Origin of the sequence: Clostridium sp. DSM 8431 (genome assembly GCF_900116755.1) — a bacterium.
GTDB lineage: Bacteria > Bacillota > Clostridia > Clostridiales > Clostridiaceae > Clostridium.
In genome coordinates this window covers 1-5,190 of record NZ_FPBY01000214.1, presented here as the reverse complement: position 1 = coordinate 5,190, position 5,190 = coordinate 1, and the positions used below count along the sequence as shown (strand labels likewise).

Genomic DNA, 5,190 nt, shown 5'->3' with positions numbered 1-5,190 from the left:
ATAGGGATAGTCTGCCCTTTTTTAGGTCATATTATTAGTAGTTATCCTAATTTTACTATTTTTAATTCTCTAATCTATATTCAATTTTTTAAAGATCAATTATGCTCATCTCTAATACTATACTTAAAATAATACACAAGTAATGGCAAAAAAACAATATAAAAAGAATATATAAGAGAATTATAGTGAGCTTAAAGAGGCCTTTTAAAATGGTATCTCATTTTATTACAAATAGTTAAATTTATTATTAAAACTTTACTAGTAATACAAATATAATTAAGTATTTATTTAAAAATACTTTGAAGTAAGATATATTTATCTATATAATAGTTAGGTAAATATAACTTAAGCAGAATATAGCTTTTGCAAAGAAAAGAAAGGACAATTCTAAATATCATGGATGATTTAATTAAAAATATAGATATAGTATGCTCTGAAAAGATTCTAAAGGTAGTAATAAGTAATAAGATAAATAGTAACATAGAATATAATAAAATTACTTTTCTTTTAAAGGACAATGGAAAGAAAGAATTTTATCAAATAGAAAAGTTTACAGAAAAACAGGTATTTCATGAAAATATAGAGGTTTCAAACTTAAAGGGAAAAATTTTAGAAGCAGTAGAGGGAAAGTATAAACAGCTTTCTGCCTGGTCTGAAGATTCTGTTTTTGATATGAAGATTTCTAAAAAGGGTAAAGTTCACTTAAGTACTAAGAAAAGTGATAATTCTAAACTTCAAAAGAAAACTAGTCACAATAAGGTGAAGAATTACATATTACAAGAAGGAATGATAATTGAACCTTTAATAGATCTTGGTGTATTTACTAAGGAAGGTAAAGTTGTTAATTCAAAATATGATAAGTATAAGCAGATAAATAGATTTGTAGAAATTATAGATGATGAAGTTAAGAAAAAGGATTATAAAGATCTTACTATATTAGACTTTGGATGTGGAAAGTCTTACTTAACTTTTGTGTTATATTATTACTTCACAGAAATCAGAAATATTAAAGTTAATATGATTGGACTTGATTTAAAGGCTGATGTAATTAAAAAGTGTAATGAAATTGCTAAAAAATATAATTATGAAAATCTTCACTTTGAAATGGGAGATGTTAATGGATATAAACATAGTGGAAAAGTTGATATGGTTATAACTCTGCATGCTTGTAATACTGCTACTGATTATGCTCTATACAATGCTATTAAGTGGGATACAGAAATGATATTTTCAGTTCCCTGCTGTCAGCATGAATTAAATAGCCAAATAGAAACTGATGATTTATCTATCCTTACTAGGTATGGAATAATAAAAGAAAGAACAGCAGCTTTAATGACAGATGCAGTAAGAGCAAATCTTTTAGAATGCGTAGGATATAAAACTCAGCTTATAGAGTTCATTGATTTTGCTCACTCACCAAAGAATATCTTAATAAGAGCTTCTAAGAATAAGATATCTAAGGAAAGAAAAGCTAAGTACTTAACTGAAGTTGAAAATTTAATGAAACAATTTAATTTAAAGCCTACACTACATAAGTTATTAAAGGAAGACTCTTATATTTAATAAGGAGTAGGGGACAGAAGTAATGTTCTGTCCTCTTTTTTAACGTATATGAATAACGTATATGAAAGTATAAAATTTCATTAATAACGCGAGCACTGATGGTTACAGGCCTTTTGTTATGTAAGTCCGAAGAGTACGTTAAAAAGAAAAGAACCTAAAAGCAAAATAATTAAATTGTATTTTAAGATGAAATTATTTTACTTTTAGAACCTTTTTAAGGCTAACAAAGTTGCTTCCTGCGCTAAAAGCGTAGCGTCAGCAACTTTGTTCTTGGCTGCTCAATTTGGAGGTGTTTGTATAGATAATTGAATAAGCTATCAATGTTAGTATTAGCTTATTTGATAAAAATATAATGGTAATATAATCTTTTTGAAAACTATATTGCAAGGTAGATTGTGGTATCTTGTATTACAAGACAGCTGTTGTATATTATTAAAAAAATAAGGAAAGGAGAACGCTATGAACTCAACTCAAATGCTAAAGGGAATATTAGAAGGATGTCTTTTATCTGTTATTTCAGAAGAAGAGGTATATGGGTATGAAATGACAAAGAAACTTGAAAGCTATGGTCTTTCCTTAGTAAGTGAGGGAACAATTTATTTTGGATTTAAACCTTTATCTTATGACAACAGGTAAAAGTGAAAAAGAAATCAAAGAATTTATAAGCGAAGCAGAAGAGCACCTAAAACTTGGTGAAGCAGATGGAAAAAGTGTCAAAGACATTTTTAGATTATCTCCAGAGGAATATGCTAAAAATGTGGCTAGGGAGATATCTTACGATAAAAAAGATTTGTTTAGCAATATAATAATGTTGTTATTTGGCTTTGTGCTTGTAATGTTCTTCAATAAAATAAAATTTGGGATTGTGTCACTTTCAAGTTTAGAATTATTACTAGATTTTATTATTTTTGCTGTAACTATAACAGCAAGTCTATTTGCTGCAAGGAAGTTTGCTTTTAATGATAAAAAACTTTTTAATAGTTTTTAGGGGATTTTTACAGAAAATATAACTTTACTTGTAGCAGCTGGTTTGATTTTAAGATCTACTCCTAAAAATATAATCTTAACTAAAGTGGCTGTTTTAATATTAGTTATAACTTTTGCAGTTATATGTTTAATAATAAGTATCAAAATAAAAACATTCTTATTGTTTGGGACATTTATATGGGGAGCTCCAGCTATTGGCTCAACTATTTTTGATGTTAGTAAGTATAATCCAACTACATGGTCAATAATTCAAGGAATCTTTATTTTATTAGCTGTATTATTTATAAAATTTGAAAGCAAAAGAGTTATAAGAGAAAAATAATATACAAATATTGTAAATAAAATTTAATTAAAGTATAATAATATAAGTGGAGTGTTCAAATAGAAAAACACTCCCTTTAAATATCTTAGGCTTAAAAATTTCATCCATAAAGTTTTAATACATATCATATTTTAAAAAAAGTATAAGTATACTATTTTGAAATGTGTTTTACCTTTCACTAGTTTTGTTATGAAAAGGAGGATTTGTGAATGGATGAAAAAGAGGAAGTAAGCAAAGGCAGTAAGAAGGTGAAGAAAAAATCATCTAATAAGAAAGGAATTAGCTCTCTAAGTCCTAAAATGAAAGGTATAATAATTGCAGCAGCTTCGCTTTTTGCAGTATATGTTGCATTATCATGTTATTTTTGCAATCATTTTTATTTTGGAACTAAAATTAACAACATGTCTGTTTCAGGTAAAACTGTAGCTGTAGCTAACGATGAAATGAAAAATAAAGTACAAAACTATAAAATAGTTTTAAAGGAACGTAATGAAAAGAGTGAAGAAATAAGTTCTGATATAATTAAAGCTTCATATACTGGAGAGAATGAAGTAGAAAAAATTAAAAATAGTCAAAGTGGTTTTGGCTGGATAGCTAGTATTTTTGGCAATAATGATCATTATATAAGTAACTTAGTAAGCTATAATGAAGGTGACTTAGATAATACTATTGAAAAACTTTCATGTTTTAAGGCTGAAAATATTGTAGAACCTAAAAATGCATCATTTCAATATGAAGACGGTGAGTTTAAGGTAGTAGATTCAGTTAAAGGATGTAAAGTAGATAAAGTACTTCTTAAAGATACTTTGATTAAATCAATTGAATATATGAAGGAAAATATAGATCTTGAAACAGAAAGCTGTTATATTGGTCCTAAATATTCTGAAGGAGATAAAAAGGTAAATGAAGCTTTAACTTCTTTAAATAATTATTTAAATACAAAAGTAACATATAAAGCTGGTGATGCCGAGCTTTCTTTAGACAAAGAAACAATTAACAAATGGTTATCTTGCGATGATGATATGAATATTACTTTCAATGAATCAAAGGTTTCAGACTTTGTAAAAACTTTAGCTGAAAAGTTTGGAACAGTAGGAATTTCAAGAAACTTTAAAACTACAAATGGAAGCCAAGTTACAGTGTCTGGTGGAGATTATGGTTGGAGAGTAGATGAAGAAAAGGAGAAAGCAAAAATTGTTGAAGCTGTGAAAAATGGGACAGAGGAAGAAAGAGAACCTATTTACTCTCAAAAAGCAGTAACTCATGATGGAAATGGAATTGGAAACACATATGTTGAAGTTAGTCTTGGAGGACAGCATTTATGGTATTATAAAAATGGACAGCTTGTAACAGAAGGAGATGTTGTAACTGGAAATACAAGTGCTGGTAATGGAACTCCAGGAGGTGTCTACTCTGTTGAGTATAAAGAACGTAATGCAACTTTAGTAGGCCCTGGATATTCAACACCAGTAAGTTTTTGGATGCCATTTAATGGTGGTATTGGTCTTCATGATGCCACTTGGAGAAGCTCTTTTGGAGGAAGTATTTATAGTTATAGTGGATCTCATGGATGTGTTAATTGCCCATATAGCTTAGCACAAACCTTATTTAATAATATAGATTCAGGAACTCCAGTAATTTGTTACTATTAACAAAATATAGTTTTTATCCTTAAAAGCATTTATTTCTATAAATTAGAGATAAGTGCTTTTTATTTGAATTAAATAGATTTAAAAGTATTTATTTTTATGCTGATTTTATTGTTTTTTTTCAAATAACACATTTTATTTACATATACACTTTATTTCAAATTTTTAAATTGTTAATTTAAATGGATTCTTTTTGTTAAAAATGTAAAAAAATTCGTAAAATTTTTAAATCTTAAATAATTTAAAAAAGGTTAAAAAATAATGTATTTTCTAGTATAATATACAGGAAGGGAGTCAAAAAAATGAACAATAAAAAATTTAATAACATCATTATAAAAAGACCAGCTAATAATAGTCAAGTAAATTTTAAAAAATAATATTTTTTAAAAAAGGGTATAGCAAACAAACCATTTGTAAAACACGAATGGTTACAAAAAATGTAAATCAATTAAGCGGCACTATTTTGAGAAGTATTTTCTAAAAATATTTGTTTATGTATTTTAGGATTTCGTAACTCAAATGGAGTTTGGTTTCGAAGTACTGCAAAGATATAATTTATTAATTTGTGCATTATAGCAACTAAAGCAACTTTAGCTTTTTTACCTTGCAAATTAACTTTATAGTATTCTAATAAAACGCCATTAATAGGAGTTCCATTACGAGTACATC

At 27.2% G+C, this 5,190-nt stretch carries 5 protein-coding genes and 1 pseudogene; 5 read left to right on the top strand and 1 reads right to left on the bottom strand.

The window, feature by feature from the left end:
* The first annotated feature begins 396 nt into the window (after positions 1 to 396).
* From BM384_RS15490 to BM384_RS15470, 5 genes are all read left to right on the top strand, one after another.
* Positions 397 to 1,563, top strand: coding sequence for a class I SAM-dependent methyltransferase (locus BM384_RS15490; protein WP_090014936.1), 1,167 nt, complete (start codon positions 397 to 399; stop codon positions 1,561 to 1,563).
* A 459-nt stretch (positions 1,564 to 2,022) separates the two neighbouring features.
* Positions 2,023 to 2,199, top strand: a complete 177-nt coding sequence (locus tag BM384_RS15485; protein ID WP_090014932.1) for a PadR family transcriptional regulator — start codon at positions 2,023 to 2,025, stop codon at positions 2,197 to 2,199.
* Positions 2,186 to 2,551 (top strand): hypothetical protein, encoded by a 366-nt coding sequence (locus BM384_RS15480; RefSeq protein ID WP_090014930.1) that lies wholly within the window; start codon positions 2,186 to 2,188, stop codon positions 2,549 to 2,551. The genes BM384_RS15485 and BM384_RS15480 overlap by 14 nt, the downstream gene beginning before the upstream one ends.
* 42 nt (positions 2,552 to 2,593) lie before the next feature.
* The gene (locus tag BM384_RS15475) at positions 2,594 to 2,872 is read left to right on the top strand and encodes a hypothetical protein (RefSeq protein WP_090014928.1); all 279 of its coding nucleotides are present in this window, start codon (positions 2,594 to 2,596) and stop codon (positions 2,870 to 2,872) included.
* A 209-nt stretch (positions 2,873 to 3,081) separates the two neighbouring features.
* Positions 3,082 to 4,524 (top strand): L,D-transpeptidase family protein, encoded by a 1,443-nt coding sequence (locus tag BM384_RS15470; protein ID WP_242946069.1) that lies wholly within the window; start codon positions 3,082 to 3,084, stop codon positions 4,522 to 4,524.
* 445 nt (positions 4,525 to 4,969) lie between these two features.
* Here BM384_RS15470 and BM384_RS15465 read toward each other — a convergent pair.
* Positions 4,970 to 5,190 (bottom strand): annotated as a pseudogene (locus tag BM384_RS15465) (IS110 family transposase); the annotation flags it as partial.

What these genes read in the sequence shown, in the direction of transcription:
- BM384_RS15470 (WP_242946069.1), top strand. Translation starts at nt 3,082, where the DNA reads ATGGATGAAAAAGAGGAAGTAAGCAAAGGCAGTAAGAAGGTGAAGAAA.
- BM384_RS15485 (WP_090014932.1), top strand. Translation starts at nt 2,023, where the DNA reads ATGAACTCAACTCAAATGCTAAAGGGAATATTAGAAGGATGTCTTTTA.
- BM384_RS15480 (WP_090014930.1), top strand. Translation starts at nt 2,186, where the DNA reads ATGACAACAGGTAAAAGTGAAAAAGAAATCAAAGAATTTATAAGCGAA.
- BM384_RS15490 (WP_090014936.1), top strand. Translation starts at nt 397, where the DNA reads ATGGATGATTTAATTAAAAATATAGATATAGTATGCTCTGAAAAGATT.